Here is a 15638-nt window from a genome sequence, read left to right as displayed (position 1 = left end):
GGGAATCCTGCCCCTGACCGTCCACAATGGACGGTCAGGGTCGGCCCGCCCGCGCCGCGGCTAGGCCTTCGGCAGGCGCGCGGCCAGCCAGGCCTCCACCTCGTCGGACCGGCGCGGCAGCCCGGCGGACATCACGCGGTTGCCGTCCTCGGTCACGACCACGTCGTCCTCGATCCGGACGCCGATGCCGCGCAGCTCCTCGGGCACCGTCAGGTCGTCGGGCTGGAAGTACAGGCCCGGCTCCACCGTGAGCACCATGCCCGGCTTCAGCTCGCCGTAGACGTGCTCCTCGGTGCGCGAGCGGGCGCAGTCGTGCACGTCCAGGCCCAGCATGTGCCCGGTTCCGTGCAGCGTGTACCGGCGCTGCAGCCCCAGCTCCACCACGCGGTCGACCGGCCCCTCCAGGAGGCCCATCTCGACCAGGCCCTCGGCGAGCGCGCGCTGCGCCGCGACGTGGTAGTCGCGGAAGGGGCGCCCCGGGGCGACCGCCGCGATCGACGCCTCCTGCGCCTTGTACACCAGGTCGTAGACGCGCCGCTGCACGTCGGTGAAGGTGCCCGAGATCGGCAGGGTGCGCGTGACGTCGGCGGTGTACAGCTCGTCCGTCTCCACACCGGCGTCGAGCAGCAGCAGCTCGCCGTCGCGCACCGGCCCGTCGTTGCGCACCCAGTGCAGCGTGGTCGCGTTGGGGCCGGACGCGGCGATGGTGCCGTAGCCGACGTCGTTGCCCTCCACCCGCGCGCGCAGGAAGAACGTGCCCTCGATGTAGCGCTCCGAGGTCGCCTTGGCCTCGGGCAGCGCCGCGACGACGTCCTCGAAGCCGCGCACGGTGGAGTCGACGGCCTTCTGGAGCTGCTCGATCTCCCACTCGTCCTTGACCAGGCGCAGGTCGTGCAGGGCGACGGCCAGCTCCTCGTCGCGCTCGGCGGCCTTCCCGGCGTCCCCGCGCAGGCCGTCGACGACCTTCTCCAGCGCGGCGTCGTGGCCGCGCACGATGCGGGTGGCGGCGCCGTCGGCGGCCTTCTCCAGAACGGCCGGGAGCTCGCGCACGTCGTGGGTGGCGATCCCCAGGCGGGCGGCGCCCTCGGCGAGGCTGTCCCGGCGGCCGCTCCACAGCTCGCCGTGGCCGTCCAGCCAGAACTCGCCGTTCTCGCGGTTGGAGCGGGGGCGCAGGTAGGCGGTGACGTCGTGCCCGCCGGGGCGCGGCTCGAACACCAGGCAGCCGTCGTCGGACTGGTCGCCCGACAGGTAGACGTAGTCGCAGGCCGCGCGGAAGGGGTACTCGGTGTCGTTGGAGCGGGTCTTGAGGCCGCCGGCCGGGATCACCAGGCGCTCGCCGGGGAAGCGCGCGCTCAGCGCGGCGCGGCGCCGGGCCGTGTGCTCGGCCTGCTCGACGGGCTCCACATCGCGCAGCTCGGTGTCGGCCCAGCCGGTGCGCATCCAGTCGGAGAGCTCAGCGGAGACCTTCTGCTCCTGACCGTTCTTGCGGGGCCGGAACACGGGCGCCTCGGTGCCGCCGGGGTTGTGCGCCTTCCCCTGGGGGTGCTGCTGCTCGGTCACGGCTGTGGCCTCCATCGCTCGCTCGCTGCTGGTACCGGCCGCTTGTGGCGGCGCTGGGTCAATCGTAGGACGCCTCACCGGCGCGCACCCCCGCCTGCCCTGCGGCCCCGGGACGGCCGCCGCGCTCCGCCGGGGCGGCGAGGTCCTTGGCGAAGGCGTAGTAGATGCGGCGCCCCTCGGGGTCGGTCCCCTCGTCGGAGGAGAGCGTGTACCCCAGGCGCGCGTACATCGCCACGGCCTCGGGCTGCTCGGGGCCGGTGGTCAGGTAGGCGCGCCGGTACCCGCGGCCCGCGGCGGCCTCCTCCAGCGCCGCCATCGCGCGGCGGCCGAGGCCCTGGCGGCGGCGCGCGGAATCGGTCCAGATGCGCTTGAACTCGGCGGTGCGGGCGTCCTTGCGCAGGAAGGCGCCTCCGGCGACCGCGCGGCCGCCGTCCTCGACGAGCACCACGCCGCCGGCGGGCGCGGAGAAGGCGGCGTCGGGGGTGCCGGTGAGCTCGCGCTCGGCGGCGCGCCTCCCGTAGCGGGCGGTGTACTCCCCGGCCAGGCCCTCCAGCAGGGGGGCCGTACCGGGGTCGGCCATGTCGGCCACCCGGACCGTGAGCCCCTCGATCCGCCCGATCCGCTCGATCCGCCCTGCCGGCGCGCTCATCGGCGCTCCTCTCCCCTGGTCTCCCCGGAACCGTCCGGTGCCGCGCTCCGCGGCGCGGCCGGGCCCGGTTCCTCCGCCTCCAGGGGCAGAACACGTGCTTCCTGTCGGATCATCCCTTCTGTGGACGAGGAACGGCGCACAGCGGCGGACCTCCCACACCCCGGCTCCCCCGCGTTCCCCATGCGCACCGTAGAGTGAGGGATATGCCTTTGATCGAGCGCACCCTCCTGGGACCCGGACCGAGCAACCCCTACCCCGAGGCCGTGCAGGGGCTCTCGGCCCCGATCCTGGGCCACCTCGACCCGGAGTTCATCAAGGTCCTCGACCGCACCGGCGACCGCCTGCGCGCGCTGTGGGGCACCTCCAACCCGCTGACCCTGCCGCTGTCCGGCACCGGGTCGCTGGGGATGGAGGCCGCCTTCGCCAACACCGTGCGCCCCGGCGATACCGCGGTCGTCGCCGTCAACGGCCTGTTCGGCCAGCGGATGTGCGAGGTCGCGCGCCGTTACGGCGCCACGGTGGTGCGCGTCGACCACGCCTGGGGCGAGCCGGTGGACGTACAGCGCGTCCTCGACGCCCACCCCTCCCCGGCCGTCGTCGCCGCCGTGCACGCCGAGACCTCCACCGGCGTGGTGAGCGACATCGGGGCACTGGGCGCCGCGCTCCGCGCGCGCTCCGACGACACGCTGCTGATCGCCGACTGCGTCACCTCCCTCGGCGGGACCGAGGTCGCGGTCGACGAGTGGAAGGTGGACGCCGCCTACTCCGGGACGCAGAAGTGCCTGGGCGTTCCCCCGGGGCTGGCGCCGTTCACCTTCTCCGAGCGCGCGTGGGAGCGCCGGGTGGAGGATCCCCCCGTCTGGTACATCGACCTGGGCCTGCTGGGCGCCTACGTGCGCGGCGGCTCGGGCGGGGGCCGGGCCTACCACCACACCGCGCCGGTGGGCATGGTCGCCGCCCTCGACCGGACCCTGGAGCGGATCCAGCACGAGGGCATGCCGGACGTCGCGGCCCGCCACCGCGCGGCGGGCGAGCGGCTGCAGAACGGCCTGCAGGACATGGGCCTGGAGCTGTTCGCCGCCGAGGGCCACCGCCTGCCCCAGCTCACCTCGGTGAAGGTGCCCGAAGGGGTGGACTCGGGCAAGGTCCGCGAGCGCCTGCTCACCGAGTACGGCATCGAGATCGGCGCCGGTGTGGGCGAGTACGCCGCATCGGTGTGGCGGATCGGCCTGATGGGCCACAACGCGCGCCTGGACCGCGCCGAGCTGGTTCTGGCTGCGCTGCGCGCCGTCCTGCGGGACTGACAGGAGCCCGGCTCCCGCACTGGGGCGCCCCCGCCGCGCGCGGGGCGCCTCAGTCTGCGTTGGGCCCGTAGTAGGCGTCGTGGTCCTGCGGGTCGGTGGGGTCCTGGGTGTTGCCGATGATGGCCGCGATCGGCGGCAGGACCATCGCGACGGCGCACATGGCCACCGCCCACCCCACGCCGAAAAGGTAGTAGACGGGCAGGGAGCCGCCGAAGAGCACCAGGCAGGCGCCCATCAGCCAGGCATACCGACGCGCACGCCGCTTCATCACTCCAGGCTACCGCGCGGCCACCGGCCGGCGGTCGGGCCACCTGGCGGGGTCGCGCAGCCCGGCGAACCCCTTGGAGACGTCGTAGCCCGCGGCCTCGAGGCGCCGCCGGGCGGTGCGCGCCCGTGCGATGGTGGCCTCGTCGAAGACGCGGTTGTAGATGTCGTCCGGCAGCGCGTGCAGTCCCCTGCGCAGTGCGCGCAGCGAGGCGGTCGCCGCCGCCTGCGTCCCCGGCGGTTCGGGGAGCACGCCGTACTCCCTCCGCGCCCACCGCGGAAGCGTGTAGTAGGCCAGCGCCCCGACGGGCAGCCACAGCGGCTTGAACGGCGCCAGCGCGCGCATGTGCGCCGGGACCTTGGGCCACAGCAGGAACCGCACGGCCGCCCGCGCCTCGTCCCCGGCCCGGAGCCCCGGCCGCACCGAGGCGAGGTAGGCGCGCATCCGTTCGGCCGACGCCGGCACGTCCGCGGGGTCCAGCCCCACGTGCGCGGCGGTGCGCGCCTGCTCGGCGAAGTAGCGGTCGGCGTCCCCCGGCCCCAGGCGGACCCCGGCGCGGACGACCACCTCCAGGTAGGAGACCACCTCGGCGCAGTGCACCCACAGCAGCAGTTCGGGGTCGTCGACACGGCACCGTGCGCCGGTCTCGGGGTCGGTGAAGCGCAGCCGCCGGTGCACCGCACGCACCCGGGCGCCCAGTTCGTCGGCCTCCCGGGGGCTGCCGTAGGTGGTGGTGGCGACGAAGTCGGCGGTGCGCAGCAGCCGCCCCGTCGGGTCGTCCATGAAGTCCGAGCGCTGCCAGACGCCCTGCATCGCCACCGGGTGCAGCGCCTGGAGCATCAGTCCGCGGACCCCGGCCACCCACATGGACCGGTCGATGTGCAGGCGCCAGGAGACGGACTCGGGCGGGACGGCGGTCGGCTGCTCCATGCGGGCACTTCCTCTCGCTGCGCGGCTCGGTGCGTCCGCGGCACGGGGTGCGCGGCCCACCTGAACCGGATTCTAGGCACACCGGGTATTCCGGTCCGATCGGCGGTGGGGCGACCGGTCCGACAGCGGAGCCCACTAAGTTGGGAACCGTTGTCGAGCTCAACCGGAACCATTCGACCCTTTCGACCGAGGAGCGCCATGGACCCCCACCTCTCCGGCGGCGCCGAGCAGACCACCCTCAGCGTCCGCGGTCTGTCCTTCGACGCGCTGGCGGCCGGACCCCTCGACGGCCCTCTGGCCCTGTTCCTGCACGGCTTCCCCGAGTTCTCGACCTGCTGGCGCGAGCAGCTCGCCGCCGCCGCGCGGGCCGGGTTCCGGGCCGTCGCCGTCGACCAGCGCGGCTACTCCCCCGGCGCCAGGCCCGAGGACACCTCCGCCTACACCGTCGATGAACTCGTCGAGGACCTGTTCGGCTTCGCCGACGCGCTGGAGTACGAACGCTTCCACCTCGTCGCGCACGACTGGGGCGGGGTGCTGGCCTGGCCCGCGGCGTACCGCCGCCCCGAGCGCATCCGCACGCTGACCGTGCTCTCCACCCCGCACCCGCGCGCTCTGACGGAGGTCGTGCGCACCTCCAAGGAACAGCAGGAGAAGCTGTCCTACATCGGGCTGTTCCGCATGGTGGGCAAGGCCGAGGAGGTGCTCCTGGAGGACGGCGCGGCCAGGCTCCGGGACGTCTACGAGGGACGCGTTCCCGAGGCGCTGGTCGAGGACAACGTGCGCCGGCTGTCCGAGCCCGGGGCGCTGACGGCCGCGCTGAGCTGGTACCGCGCGCTGCAGGGCGACGCCGCGGACGCGGGCGCGGTGCAGGCGCCCACGCTGTACATGTGGGGCGAGGGCGACCTGGCCTTCGGCGCTGAGGCCGCCGAGGGCACGGGGGCCTGGGTGGAAGGGCCGTACGAGTACGTGCGTCTGGACAACGCCACGCACTGGCTGCCCGAGGAGGACCCCGAGCGGATCATCCCGGCGATCCTGGAGCACTTCAAGCGCGGGTGAGGCCCTGGCCGGGCGGGCGGCTCTCGGTCACCCTGGGGCTCCGGGGGCGGAGAGACGGGAGGCCGTTATGGGTACGGGCGGACGACGTTGGACCGCCGGGGCGCTCGCCGCCGTCGCGCTTCTGCCGTGCGCGGCTGCGGCGGACGCCCAGCGCGCGGGCGCGCAGGAGCCGGGCGGCGGAGAGGGCGGCCCCGGCGGGTGGCGGCTGGTGCACGCCGAGGACTTCTCCCGGTTCGCCCCTGAGGGCGACACCGGGTGGTTCGCCGACGGGGACGGGCCCGGGAGCCCCTACGACACCGGGGGCTACGACAACGACGGCGACTACTTCCGCACCATCGGCGGCGAGGACTTCGACCGCCACCTTGAGGGCGTGGACCTGTACCGGCGCTCCTTCTCCTTCGGTAAGGGCGGGTGGCTCACCGCCGAGCTCGCCACGCGCGACACGGGCGGCGGCGTGGAGGAGGGCGCGCCGTCGTTCGGCAGGGACGTCCTCCCCGGCGCGGGGGCGACCGGCCTGTTCGACAACCCCGACCACCACGGCGCGGTCATCGTGCGCTCGACCGACGCGCTGCCCGAGGAGTACCGGATCGAGGTGACGCTGAAGACGGTGGACTTCGGCGGCCAGCGCGACGGCGAGTGGGACTACGACGGGAAGGTGAACGGGTACGCGCCCTCGGACTGCAAGACCAACTTCCCGTGGGCGGGTTCGGGGGACTTCTCCCCTCCCGAATGCGAGTGGTACGACGTCACCCGCGACTCCAACGGCTTCTACTTCCTGTCGGTGATGGACTACGAGCGCCCGGCGCCGCACAACAACGTCTTCGTCCATACGCACCGCAAGGTGGTGATGGACGGGTACAACCGGTACCGGTACACGGGGAGCGGCCTCCGCTACTGTGACGCCTCCACCGGCGAACTGCAGCCGTACGAGTGGGGCAGCGGGAACGGGGTCAACATGCTGTTCATGACCCCGGACCGGCGCTACGGCAACCAGCCCGGCACCGAGTACCTGATGCACAGTGAGTGCGGGACGGAGTACGGGGGCGGGATCGTCAGCCAGGCCGACCTGGTCCCTGAGGCGATGCCGCGCCAGGACTACCGGTTCGCCGTGGAACGGCGCGACGGGCGCTACGTCCTGGAGGTGTCGGGCGAGTTCCGGCACGTGGGCGAGAGGACGCTGCGCTACGAGCAGCCGTTCGACGACGGCGAGCACCCGGTCTGGCACTACAACAGGACGCCGGAGGAGTACGACGGCCGCTACGACCGGACGTGGACCTACCCCTCCGACAACGGCACCTACACCGACGAGAACGTCTGGCCCGAGGGGTCGGCCTACCCCGACCACTTCCTGATCGGCCAGCCGCACATGAACTTCTACGAGGGCGACGCCCGCGTGGACGACATCCGCATGTACGTGCCGAAGTAGGGGCGGGGCCGTCCGGGCCCGCCCGGCCGCACCCCTCAGGAGCGGCCGGGCCCGGTGACGTCCGCCCCCTCGGCCAGTGCGCGTACGACCTCGGCGGCCGGGCGGTCCTCGGCCGCGCGGTAGGACGTGCCCGCCCACAGGTGGAGGCGTTCGGTGTCGCCCGCCTGCGCCGCGGCCTTGCGCATCGGGCCGGTCAGGTGGTGCACCTGCGGGTAGGCCGCCGGGGCCTCGGCCGTGTGGGCGGACAGGAACCGGTTGACCAGGCCGCGCGCTCTGCGGCCGCTGAAGGCCCGGGTCACCGCGGTGCCAGGGAACACCTCGTCGGCCAGCGCCCGCTTGTGGGTCTCGGAGGCCCCGCTCTCCGGTGTCCGCAGCAGGACCGTGCCGACCTGGGCGGCGACGGCGCCGTGGGACAGGACCTTGCGCACCGCCGCGGCGTCGCCGATGCCCCCGGCCGCGACCAGGGGGAGGTCCACCTCCTCGCGCACCTGCGACAGCAGGTCGAGCAGGGGCGTGGTGCGCTCCTCGGCGTCGTCGAAGGAGCCCTGGTGCCCTCCGGCCTCGGCCCCCTGGACGCTCAGGGCGTCGGCGCCGGCCTCGGCCGCCGCGCGCGCTTCGGCCGGGGTGGTGACGGTCACCATGACGGCGCTCCCCGCCGCGTGCAGGGCCGCGGCGTCGGAGGGGTCGGGGGCGCCGAAGGTGAAGCTCACCACCGGGACGGGGTCCTCGATCAGCAGGGCGACCTTGGCCGGGTAGTCGTCGTCGCTCCACCGGGGCTCTCCGGGCTCGGCGCCCAGGGCCTCGATGTCGTTGGCGATCCCGCGCGCGTAGCCCCGGACCTGCTCTCCGTCGCCCGTGTCCTCGCCGGGGACGAACAGGTTGACCCCGAAGGGGCGGCCGGTCAGATCGCGCGTACGCGCGATCTGGGACGCCAGGGCGTCGGCGCTCTTGTAGCCGCCCGCGAGGAAGCCGAGGCCGCCCGCCGCGTTGACGGCGGCCACGAGTTCGGGCGTGCTGGCCCCGCCCGCCATGGGGGCGCCCACCACGGGGACCGCCCCGGGGGCCGTGAGCGTACTGGTCACCACGGTCTGCGCTGCGTCCTGGCCCACGTTCGGACGACCTCCTCCACCGGTTGCGCCAGCAGACTGCCACACCCGGCACCGATGCGCGCAACGGGGTCGGCCCGGGATTCCCTGCCGGTTTCTCTCGCCATCGAGAAAGATTGAGGCTACCCTCAATTCCATGGTGTGACCCTGCGGCCACCCGGCGTCCCGCCCCCTTTCCCCAGGGGCGGGGCCCGGGCCCGCCGGGGCCCCGCCCGTCCGCGCGCCCGGGAGATGTCCCATAATCGGATGATGATCCGGCCGGGCGCCCGCCCCGCCGGTCGGCCGGGCCGGACCAGGAGGAGCGCATGGACCCCGCAGCCGCCGCCCTCCTCGTCGCCGCCGGGTTCGCGGCGGGGCTGGTCGGCTCGGTCGCCGGGCTGGCGTCGCTGTTCAGCTACCCCGCACTGCTGGCCGTCGGGCTGCCGCCCATCGCCGCCAACGTCACCAACACCGTCGGGCTGTTCTCCACCACCGTCGGCTCGGCCGCCGCCTCCCGCTCCGAGCTGCGCGGACAGCGCGGGCGCATCGTCCGCTTCGGCGCGCTCGCCGCCGCGGGCGGGGCCATGGGCGCCTGGCTGCTGCTCAACACCGACGAAGGGGTGTTCGAGCTGATCGTGCCCTGGCTCATCGCCCTGGGGTCGCTCCTGCTGATCGGGCGCGACACGGTGCGCCGCCTCGCAGCGCGCGCGGCCGCCCGCGGCGGGCGGCGGGGCACGGGGCGAGGCGGGCGCTCGGGGCCCGTGGCCCTGGGGGTGGCCGTGGCGCTGGTGGGCGTCTACGGCGGCTACTTCGGGGCCGCGGCGGGCGTGCTCATGCTGGCACTGCTGAGCGTCGCCCTGGACGAGTCGCTCGCGGTGTCCAATGCCCTGAAGAACCTCACCACCGGCGCCGCCAACCTCGTCGCCGCCGTCTCCTACGCGTTCCTGGCGCCCGTGAACTGGTGGGCGGCGGCCGCCCTGGCGTGCGGGTGCCTGCTGGGCAGCGCGATGGGCCCGGCGCTGGTGCGCCGCCTGCCCGAGCGCCCCCTGCGGTGGGCCGTCTCCCTGGCCGGGTTCGCGCTGGCCGCCCACCTGTTCGTGTCGGCCCTGCGCTGAGGCTCCGGCCGCGGACCGCCGCTACCGCCGCCTCAGCCCAGCTCGGGCACGCGCGGCCCGTACCGGGAGAAGAACCGCTTGTTCGCCTCGTCTCCGCCGGGCATGTTGGCCGACCGCCACAGCGGCGGCTCCAGCCCCTCCTTGCTCACCCGGTCGTGCACCGAGGCCAGCAGCAGGTTCCACAGGTAGGAGTTGACCAGGCTGGAAAGCGGCGCGGTCACCGGGTCGGCCTGGGGGTAGGCGGCGTCCCCGGGGTCGACCAGGGTGTCCACCACCAGGCCCGCCTCCTCGGCCAGGGTCCCGCCCGCCCGGCGCGGCGCGGCGGCCGCGCAGGCCCGGGAGGTGAAGGCCACCACCGGCAGCCCCCGGCCGCGCGCCTCGCGCGCCAGCTCCACCGGGTAGGGGTTGACCCCCGAGGTGGAGAACACGAACAGCAGGTCCCGGGCGTCGGCGCCGGCGCCCTCCAGGACCCGGTCGGCCAGGCCGCTCCGGCGCTCGGCGGCGGTGGCCGCGGCGGCGCCGTGCAGCGGCAGCAGCTCGGGGTCGTAGAGCGGTTTGACCGGGGCCAGCCCCCCGGCGCGGAAGAAGGCCTCGGCCACCGCGATCATCGAGTGGCCCGAGCCCGCCACCAGGACCATGCCGTCGCCGCGGACGGCCCGCTCGACCAGGAGGGCGGCGACCTCCTCCAGCACGCCGGCGTTGGCCCGCTGGACCTCCTCCAGCCGGTCGCGCATGCGGGCCCCGAAGTCCCCGCCGCCGTGGTAGGCGTCCATCGGCTCCTCCTCGGTGTGCGTCACAGCCAGCCCTGCTCTTCCAGCGGCCCGCGGAGCTCGCGGGCGAGCCCGTCGCGGTCGAGGAAGTCGTCGACCGCGACCACGACCGGAGCGGTCCCCTCCATCTCGCCCATGTGCATGCCCTGGCCGATGACGACGTCGGCCGCCATGCCCCGGGCGGTGGTCAGGTCGGCGTTCTCCACACGGGCCTGGACCCCCAGGTCGCTGAGCGCTCCCTCGGCGGTCATCTTCAGGATGAGGCTGCTCCCCATCCCCACGCCGCACACGGTGAGCACCGTCAGGGGGTTCGAACGCGCCATCGTCGCCTCTTCTCCGGTCGAGCCTAGTGGTTTCCCTATGTTCCCGGGGTTTCCGGCTCCTGCTCATCGTCCCGCGCGCGCTCCTTCGGCCGGGCGCGCTCCCTCCTCCGGGCCCGCAGCGACAGCCAGGTGAGCAGCCCCACCGTCACCGCGCCGACGAGCGCCGTCACCGGCCACACCCCGGGGAGGACGGCTCCCAGGCCGAGCAGGAGGGCGGTGATCGCGTACCAGTCGGCGTCGGCGAGGGTGGCCAGCTCCGGGGCGGTCCCGGACAGCATGCCCCACGCCACGGCCTGTCCGACGGCGAGGATGACGCCGTTGAGCACGCCGCCGGCCACGGCGCCGCGCCACCCGGCGACCGCGTTGCCGAAGACCCCGGCCGCCCCTCCGCCGAAGAACAGCATGATCATCGGCGGGACGAGGGTGAACCACCCGGTGGCGGCGAAGACGCCCAGGAAGGCGAGGAACACGCCGGTGCTGACGACGAACCCGATCATCACGGCGGTCGGGGCGGCGGGGAAGACGGTGGGGATGTCCAGGGCGGGCTTGGAGCCGGGGACGACCTTCTCGCCCACCCCCTTGAAGGCGGGGACGATCTCGGCGAGGAACATGCGCACGCCGTAGAGGAGGATGGCGATGCCCGCGGCGAACCGGAAGGCGGCGATGACGCCCCAGGCCCAGGGGTCGATGTTCTCGTCGTAGGCGGCAGCGGCCTCGGCGACGGTGGCCGGGTCGGCGAAGGCCATGGCGACCAGCAGGATGGCGCCGATCACCAGGGCGGTGCTGACGTTGACGTCCTTGAAGAAGGACAGGCGGCGGGGCAGGCTCAGCTTCTCGGTGCCGTGCCGTTCGGGGTCGCCGAGGGGCTTGGCGACCACCGCCGTGAGCAGCGCCAGGGTGGAGGTGGTGTGGCCCAGCCCGAAGTCGTCGCGGCCGGTCACCCTGCGCATGAACGGGGCGATCCACATGGGCTGCAGGGTCCAGTAGCAGGCGATGAGCACCGACCCGCTGCCCACCAGGACGGCCTGGGGCAGGTCGCCGAACGCCTCGACCAGGGAGGCGGTGATGACCACGCTCACCCAGAACATCAGGTGGCCGGTGAGGTAGACGTTGCGGGCGGCGGGGAAGACGCGCACGAGCAGCAGGTGCAGGGCGAAGCCCAGCGTGATGACCAGGGCGACGGTCCCGCCGTGCTCGCCCAGGAACCCGTCCAGGGTGTTCTCCGAGGCGGGCGGGTCGGCCCCCACCGCGCTGGAGACGATGGTCTGGAAGTCGCCCAGGCCGCCGGTGAACAGTTCGATGCCGACGAACAGGATGACGATCCCCAGCACCGCCCTCAGGGCGCCGCCGACCACCTCCTCGACCGGCTTGCGCTGCAGGAGCAGCCCGAGCAGGGTGATCAGGCCGATGAGGATGGCCACCTGGCCGAACACGTTGTCGGCGATCCAGATCAGGACGGCTCGCACGGTCTCCATGGGCGCCTCCGCAGCCGGGCGGCGGGCCCCGCCCGCGCGCCCTCGACCGGTCTATACCGGCCTCCCACTCTGGGCAGCCGCGGTCTCGAAGTGGCCCCGATCACATCACAGTTCCGCAGTGTGCGGGCCCCGGGGACCCGGTCACCGCCCCAAGCGCTCCAGGCGCTCCACACGCTCCATCTCCTCGGCGACGGCCGCCCCCGGGGCGCCGCCCTCGCCCCGCAGTCCGGCGGCCGTCCCGGCGCGGTCGGCCTCGGAGCGGTTCTGCCCGAGCTTCCACTTGCCCTCGATGCGGTGGATGCGCACCTCGATCCCGACGATGGCGCGGAGCATGCCCTCGGTGAACGCGCGCGGGGCGTCGTCGACCGACCAGGGGTCGGGGCGGCCGCCCTCGTGCCGCTCGGTGAGCAAGCGCACGGCCCACTCGGTCCATCCGGGGTCGTCGTGGGCGACGAGCCGGCCGTGCACGTGGGCGGTGACGTAGTTCCACGTGGGGACCGTGCGCCCGTGCTCCCGCTTCGAGGGGTACCAGGAGGGCGAGACGTAGGCGTCGGGGCCGCGCACGATGACCATGGCCGGGGCGCCGTCCCCGGCACCGGCGCGCCACTGGTCGTTGTTGCGCGCGAGGTGCCCCACGAGCCTGCCGGGCCCGGACCCGCCGTCACCGCCCTCCCCGTCCGGGACGTGGACGAAGGGGACGGGGGTGGCGTCGAACCCGTCGCCGGCGGCGGTGACGAGGTCGGCCGCAGTGGGCGCGCCGAGCAGGCGCTCGACGGCCCCTTCAGGGGCGGAGAAGTGCGCGGGCACGTACACGGCAGGCCCTCCATAACCAACTAGTGCAAAAATCTTTCCCCATCGTACATACCGGGGCGCGGCGCGGTGCACCCCCGGGGGCCGTTGACCGCCGCACCGGCCCGACCTACGTTCAGGCCACGCGCGCCGCCCCTCGGGCGCGCCCGACGCCGTTGCCCCCGGAGGCGCCGCATGCCGTCCTCTCCGCACCCCGCGACCTCCCCCGCCTCGCCCGACGGCCTCGACGTCCTGGTCGTCGGCGCCGGCTTCGCGGGGCTCTACCTGCTCCACCGGCTGCGCGGGCTGGGCCTGCGCGCGCTTGCCCTGGAGGCCGGGTCGGGCATCGGCGGCACCTGGTACTGGAACCGCTACCCGGGCGCACGCTGCGACGTGGAGAGCATGGACTACTCCTACTCGTTCGACCCCGCCCTGGAGCAGGAGTGGTCGTGGACCCGGCGCTACCCCGGCCAGGCCGAGATCCTGGACTACATCGAGCACGTGGCCGACCGGTTCGACCTGCGCCGGGACGTGCGCACCGACACACGCGCGACCGCGGCGGCCTGGGACGGCGCCGACCGGGTCTGGCGCGTGTGCACCGGCGGCGGGGACGCCTTCGCCGCCCGGTACCTGGTCATGGCCACCGGGTGCCTGTCGGTCCCCAAGGCCCCGGGGATCGACGGCCTGGAGCGGTTCCAGGGGCGGGTGTTCCACACCGGGCGCTGGCCCCACGAGGAGGTGGACTTCACCGGGCGCAGGGTGGCGGTCATCGGCACCGGATCCTCGGGCATCCAGGCCGTCCCGGTCATCGCGGAGGCGGCGGCCGAGGTCACCGTCTTCCAGCGCACCGCCAACTTCAGCCTGCCGGCCAACGACCGCCCGCTCGCCCCGGGCGAGCAGGACGCCGTCAAGCGCCGCTACCGCGAGCGCCGCGCGCAGGCGCGGAGGTCGCCCACGGGCATCCCCGGCCGCAAGGCCGACCGGTCGGCCCTCGACGTGTCCGAGGAGGAGCGCACCGCCACCTACCGGGAGGCCTGGGAGCACGGCGGGCTCTTCGGGATGCTGCGCTCCTACAACGACCTGACCACCGACGCCGACGCCAACGCGACGGCCGCGGACTTCATCCGTGCGCGCATCGCCGAGGCCGTCGACGACCCCGCCACGGCCGAGGCGCTGGCCCCGCGCAGCCACCCCTTCGGCACCAAGCGGCCGTGCATCGACTCGGGGTACTTCGGCACCTTCAACCGCGACGGCGTGCGCCTGGTGGACCTGCGCGCCGAGCCGCTCGCCGGGGCGGCGCCCGGCGGGGTGGCCACCGCCCGCCGCGAGTACCCGGCCGACGACCTGGTGCTGGCCACCGGCTACGACGCGATGACCGGCGCCCTGACCGCCGTCGACCCGTGCGGGCGCGGCGGACTGCGGCTGCGCGAGGCCTGGGCCGAGGGCCCCGCCGCCCACCTGGGGCTGGCGGTGGCCGGGTTCCCGAACATGTTCACGGTCACGGGGCCGGGGAGCCCGTCGGTGCTCAGCAACATGGTGGTCTCGATCGAGCAGCACGTGGAGTGGATCACCGGCCTGATCGCGTCGGCGCGCGAGCGGGGCGCGGAGGTCGTCGAGGCCGACCCCGAGGCGCAGCGGCGGTGGGTCGCCCACGTGCAGGAGGTCGCCGGGGCCACGCTGTTCCCGCGCGCCGCCTCCTGGTACATGGGGGCCAACGTGCCGGGGAAGCCCCGCGTGTTCATGCCGTATCCGGGCGGGGTCGACGTGTACCGGGACGTGCTGGAGCAGGTGGAGGCGTCGGGCTACGAGGGGTTCCGCCTCAGCCGGGCATGAGCCGGCGCCGCGGAGCGCCCTCCCGGCGCCCCGTCCCTCACATGGCGAAGACGCGGTCCGGCCGGATGAGGACGGCGGTGCGCCGCTGCTCCTCCATGGCCCTGTCGTACTCGGCCCAGTCGTCGTGGGTCCCGCCCGCGGCGGTGAAGACCTCGCGCAGGAGCGCGCGCAGGCGGGCGGCGTCGACACCGTCGCAGGGGTCGTCGTAGCCGATCAGGTCGGTGTGTCCGGCGACGCTCGCCCAGTGGTATCCGGCCTGGAAGACCAGGGAGGCCTGCGGGCGCGCCCTGAGCAGCCGCAGCTTGACCGCACCGGTGACGGTGGTGAAGGCGGCGGCGGGCTCCCCGGTGACCGGGTGCTCCGTCAGCCCTGCGGCGACGAGGCTGGACTGGACCGACCCGTCGGCGCGGACGGCGGAGACGACGGCGCGGTGGCCGCCCCGGTCGATCACGGACTGGACCCCGCTCAGTTCGGCCATGCCCCGAACCTACGCCGCCCCGCCGGTCCGGCGCGAAGATATGACGGAGTTCACTTACAGGAACGGTGCGTACTTCAGTGAACGGTGATTACTCTCGGAGGCGCGGGGCTCTCCGCCCCGACCGTGCCACCGACAGGAGGCCGCACATGGTCGACACCGCCCTCATCACCACCGTCCTCGCCATCTCCCTGGGCGGGATCGCAGTGGTCGCGCTCGGCGCGATCGCCTATATCGCCAACGCGGCGCTGCAGAACCGCCTCGACGACAGGGCGGGCGTCCCCCGCCCCGGTGCGACGGCCCCCGCGGCGAACCCCGCGGCGCCGGCCCCGGCCGCCACGTCCTCCCGCGAGCCCGCCGGCCACGCGGCCTGAGAGCGCAGAGCGGGCGGCGGGCGCCCCGGGGTCATATCGGGTGGTGAAACCGACACCTGATCAGCCCGAAAGCGTCGATTCCACGACGCAGGATGCCCGGCCCCCTCTCCTGCTGCCCGCTATGCCTGGTTTGTCCCGCCCGGGCGGCCCTCCCCGCGATGATCTCGGGGAACTCGGGGTTGAACCGGACACGATAAGCCCGACTTCCC

At 74.3% G+C, this 15638-nt stretch carries 16 protein-coding genes; 6 read left to right on the top strand and 10 right to left on the bottom strand.

What is annotated here, in order from left to right; genetic code table 11:
* Window positions 1-60: 60 nt before the first annotated feature.
* Entirely contained in the window at window positions 61-1575 is a 1515-nt protein-coding gene (locus tag O4J56_RS23400; RefSeq protein ID WP_270688682.1) for an aminopeptidase P family protein, read from the bottom strand.
* A gap of 43 nt (window positions 1576-1618) precedes the next feature.
* Window positions 1619-2209, bottom strand: a complete 591-nt coding sequence (locus O4J56_RS23395) for a GNAT family N-acetyltransferase (RefSeq protein WP_270688681.1) — start codon at window positions 2207-2209, stop codon at window positions 1619-1621.
* A 203-nt stretch (window positions 2210-2412) separates the two neighbouring features.
* On the opposite strand from O4J56_RS23395, the gene O4J56_RS23390 reads away from it, so the two are divergent.
* Window positions 2413-3513 carry a pyridoxal-phosphate-dependent aminotransferase family protein gene (locus tag O4J56_RS23390; RefSeq protein ID WP_270688680.1) on the top strand — a complete coding sequence of 367 codons (1101 nt, stop codon included), beginning with the start codon at window positions 2413-2415 and terminating at the stop codon, window positions 3511-3513.
* Window positions 3514-3562: 49 nt separating this feature from the next.
* Here O4J56_RS23390 and O4J56_RS23385 read toward each other — a convergent pair whose 3' ends face one another.
* Together O4J56_RS23385 and O4J56_RS23380 are read right to left on the bottom strand one after the other, a co-directional pair.
* On the bottom strand, window positions 3563-3781 hold the full coding sequence (locus tag O4J56_RS23385; RefSeq protein WP_270688679.1) for a DUF3099 domain-containing protein: 219 nt from the start codon (window positions 3779-3781) through the stop codon (window positions 3563-3565).
* Between the two features lie 9 nt (window positions 3782-3790).
* On the bottom strand, window positions 3791-4708 hold the full coding sequence (locus O4J56_RS23380) for an oxygenase MpaB family protein (RefSeq protein ID WP_270688678.1): 918 nt from the start codon (window positions 4706-4708) through the stop codon (window positions 3791-3793).
* Between the two features lie 198 nt (window positions 4709-4906).
* Here O4J56_RS23380 and O4J56_RS23375 point away from each other — a divergent pair, with 198 nt between their 5' ends.
* Entirely contained in the window at window positions 4907-5764 is an 858-nt protein-coding gene (locus O4J56_RS23375) for an alpha/beta fold hydrolase (protein WP_270688677.1), read from the top strand.
* 67 nt (window positions 5765-5831) lie between these two features.
* Window positions 5832-7190: a hypothetical protein gene (locus tag O4J56_RS23370; RefSeq protein ID WP_270688676.1), complete on the top strand. Its 1359-nt coding sequence runs from the start codon at window positions 5832-5834 to the stop codon at window positions 7188-7190.
* 35 nt (window positions 7191-7225) lie between these two features.
* Here O4J56_RS23370 and O4J56_RS23365 read toward each other — a convergent pair whose 3' ends face one another.
* The gene (locus O4J56_RS23365; protein WP_270688674.1) at window positions 7226-8299 is read right to left on the bottom strand and encodes a nitronate monooxygenase; all 1074 of its coding nucleotides are present in this window, start codon (window positions 8297-8299) and stop codon (window positions 7226-7228) included.
* A gap of 302 nt (window positions 8300-8601) precedes the next feature.
* On the opposite strand from O4J56_RS23365, the gene O4J56_RS23360 reads away from it, so the two are divergent.
* Window positions 8602-9390, top strand: coding sequence for a sulfite exporter TauE/SafE family protein (locus tag O4J56_RS23360; RefSeq protein WP_270688672.1), 789 nt, complete (start codon window positions 8602-8604; stop codon window positions 9388-9390).
* A 32-nt stretch (window positions 9391-9422) separates the two neighbouring features.
* Here O4J56_RS23360 and O4J56_RS23355 read toward each other — a convergent pair whose 3' ends face one another.
* The 4 genes from O4J56_RS23355 to O4J56_RS23340 all read right to left on the bottom strand — a co-directional run bounded on the left by O4J56_RS23355 (window position 9423) and on the right by O4J56_RS23340 (window position 12771).
* Window positions 9423-10187: a sugar isomerase domain-containing protein gene (locus tag O4J56_RS23355; protein ID WP_270688671.1), complete on the bottom strand. Its 765-nt coding sequence runs from the start codon at window positions 10185-10187 to the stop codon at window positions 9423-9425.
* On the bottom strand, window positions 10184-10483 hold the full coding sequence (locus O4J56_RS23350; protein ID WP_270688670.1) for a PTS sugar transporter subunit IIB: 300 nt from the start codon (window positions 10481-10483) through the stop codon (window positions 10184-10186). Before O4J56_RS23350 ends, O4J56_RS23355 begins: the two co-directional genes overlap by 4 nt.
* 35 nt (window positions 10484-10518) lie before the next feature.
* The gene (locus O4J56_RS23345; RefSeq protein ID WP_270688669.1) at window positions 10519-11958 is read right to left on the bottom strand and encodes a PTS ascorbate transporter subunit IIC; all 1440 of its coding nucleotides are present in this window, start codon (window positions 11956-11958) and stop codon (window positions 10519-10521) included.
* Window positions 11959-12099: 141 nt separating this feature from the next.
* Window positions 12100-12771: an FMN-binding negative transcriptional regulator gene (locus O4J56_RS23340; RefSeq protein WP_270688667.1), complete on the bottom strand. Its 672-nt coding sequence runs from the start codon at window positions 12769-12771 to the stop codon at window positions 12100-12102.
* A 171-nt stretch (window positions 12772-12942) separates the two neighbouring features.
* Here O4J56_RS23340 and O4J56_RS23335 point away from each other — a divergent pair, with 171 nt between their 5' ends.
* Window positions 12943-14580 carry a flavin-containing monooxygenase gene (locus O4J56_RS23335; RefSeq protein ID WP_270688665.1) on the top strand — a complete coding sequence of 546 codons (1638 nt, stop codon included), beginning with the start codon at window positions 12943-12945 and terminating at the stop codon, window positions 14578-14580.
* Window positions 14581-14617: 37 nt separating this feature from the next.
* On the opposite strand, the gene O4J56_RS23330 is transcribed toward O4J56_RS23335, so the two are convergent.
* The gene (locus O4J56_RS23330; RefSeq protein WP_270688663.1) at window positions 14618-15058 is read right to left on the bottom strand and encodes a pyridoxamine 5'-phosphate oxidase family protein; all 441 of its coding nucleotides are present in this window, start codon (window positions 15056-15058) and stop codon (window positions 14618-14620) included.
* A 146-nt stretch (window positions 15059-15204) separates the two neighbouring features.
* Here O4J56_RS23330 and O4J56_RS23325 point away from each other — a divergent pair, with 146 nt between their 5' ends.
* On the top strand, window positions 15205-15429 hold the full coding sequence (locus O4J56_RS23325) for a hypothetical protein (RefSeq protein WP_270688662.1): 225 nt from the start codon (window positions 15205-15207) through the stop codon (window positions 15427-15429).
* The last annotated feature ends 209 nt before the right edge of the window (window positions 15430-15638 follow it).

Source organism: Nocardiopsis endophytica (genome assembly GCF_027706725.1).
In the GTDB taxonomy this organism is placed as follows: domain Bacteria; phylum Actinomycetota; class Actinomycetes; order Streptosporangiales; family Streptosporangiaceae; genus Nocardiopsis_A; species Nocardiopsis_A endophytica.
The sequence above is the reverse complement of the archived record's forward strand: the minus strand, read 5'-3'. Positions and strand labels throughout refer to the sequence as shown.

Bases quoted from the DNA above. Each gene is read 5' to 3' on its own strand.
- O4J56_RS23400 (WP_270688682.1), bottom strand. From the start codon at position 1,575: ATGGAGGCCACAGCCGTGACCGAGCAGCAGCACCCCCAGGGGAAGGCG.
- O4J56_RS23395 (WP_270688681.1), bottom strand. From the start codon at position 2,209: ATGAGCGCGCCGGCAGGGCGGATCGAGCGGATCGGGCGGATCGAGGGG.
- O4J56_RS23390 (WP_270688680.1), top strand. From the start codon at position 2,413: ATGCCTTTGATCGAGCGCACCCTCCTGGGACCCGGACCGAGCAACCCC.
- O4J56_RS23385 (WP_270688679.1), bottom strand. From the start codon at position 3,781: ATGAAGCGGCGTGCGCGTCGGTATGCCTGGCTGATGGGCGCCTGCCTG.
- O4J56_RS23380 (WP_270688678.1), bottom strand. From the start codon at position 4,708: ATGGAGCAGCCGACCGCCGTCCCGCCCGAGTCCGTCTCCTGGCGCCTG.
- O4J56_RS23375 (WP_270688677.1), top strand. From the start codon at position 4,907: ATGGACCCCCACCTCTCCGGCGGCGCCGAGCAGACCACCCTCAGCGTC.
- O4J56_RS23370 (WP_270688676.1), top strand. From the start codon at position 5,832: ATGGGTACGGGCGGACGACGTTGGACCGCCGGGGCGCTCGCCGCCGTC.
- O4J56_RS23360 (WP_270688672.1), top strand. From the start codon at position 8,602: ATGGACCCCGCAGCCGCCGCCCTCCTCGTCGCCGCCGGGTTCGCGGCG.
- O4J56_RS23350 (WP_270688670.1), bottom strand. From the start codon at position 10,483: ATGGCGCGTTCGAACCCCCTGACGGTGCTCACCGTGTGCGGCGTGGGG.
- O4J56_RS23345 (WP_270688669.1), bottom strand. From the start codon at position 11,958: ATGGAGACCGTGCGAGCCGTCCTGATCTGGATCGCCGACAACGTGTTC.
- O4J56_RS23335 (WP_270688665.1), top strand. From the start codon at position 12,943: ATGCCGTCCTCTCCGCACCCCGCGACCTCCCCCGCCTCGCCCGACGGC.
- O4J56_RS23330 (WP_270688663.1), bottom strand. From the start codon at position 15,058: ATGGCCGAACTGAGCGGGGTCCAGTCCGTGATCGACCGGGGCGGCCAC.
- O4J56_RS23325 (WP_270688662.1), top strand. From the start codon at position 15,205: ATGGTCGACACCGCCCTCATCACCACCGTCCTCGCCATCTCCCTGGGC.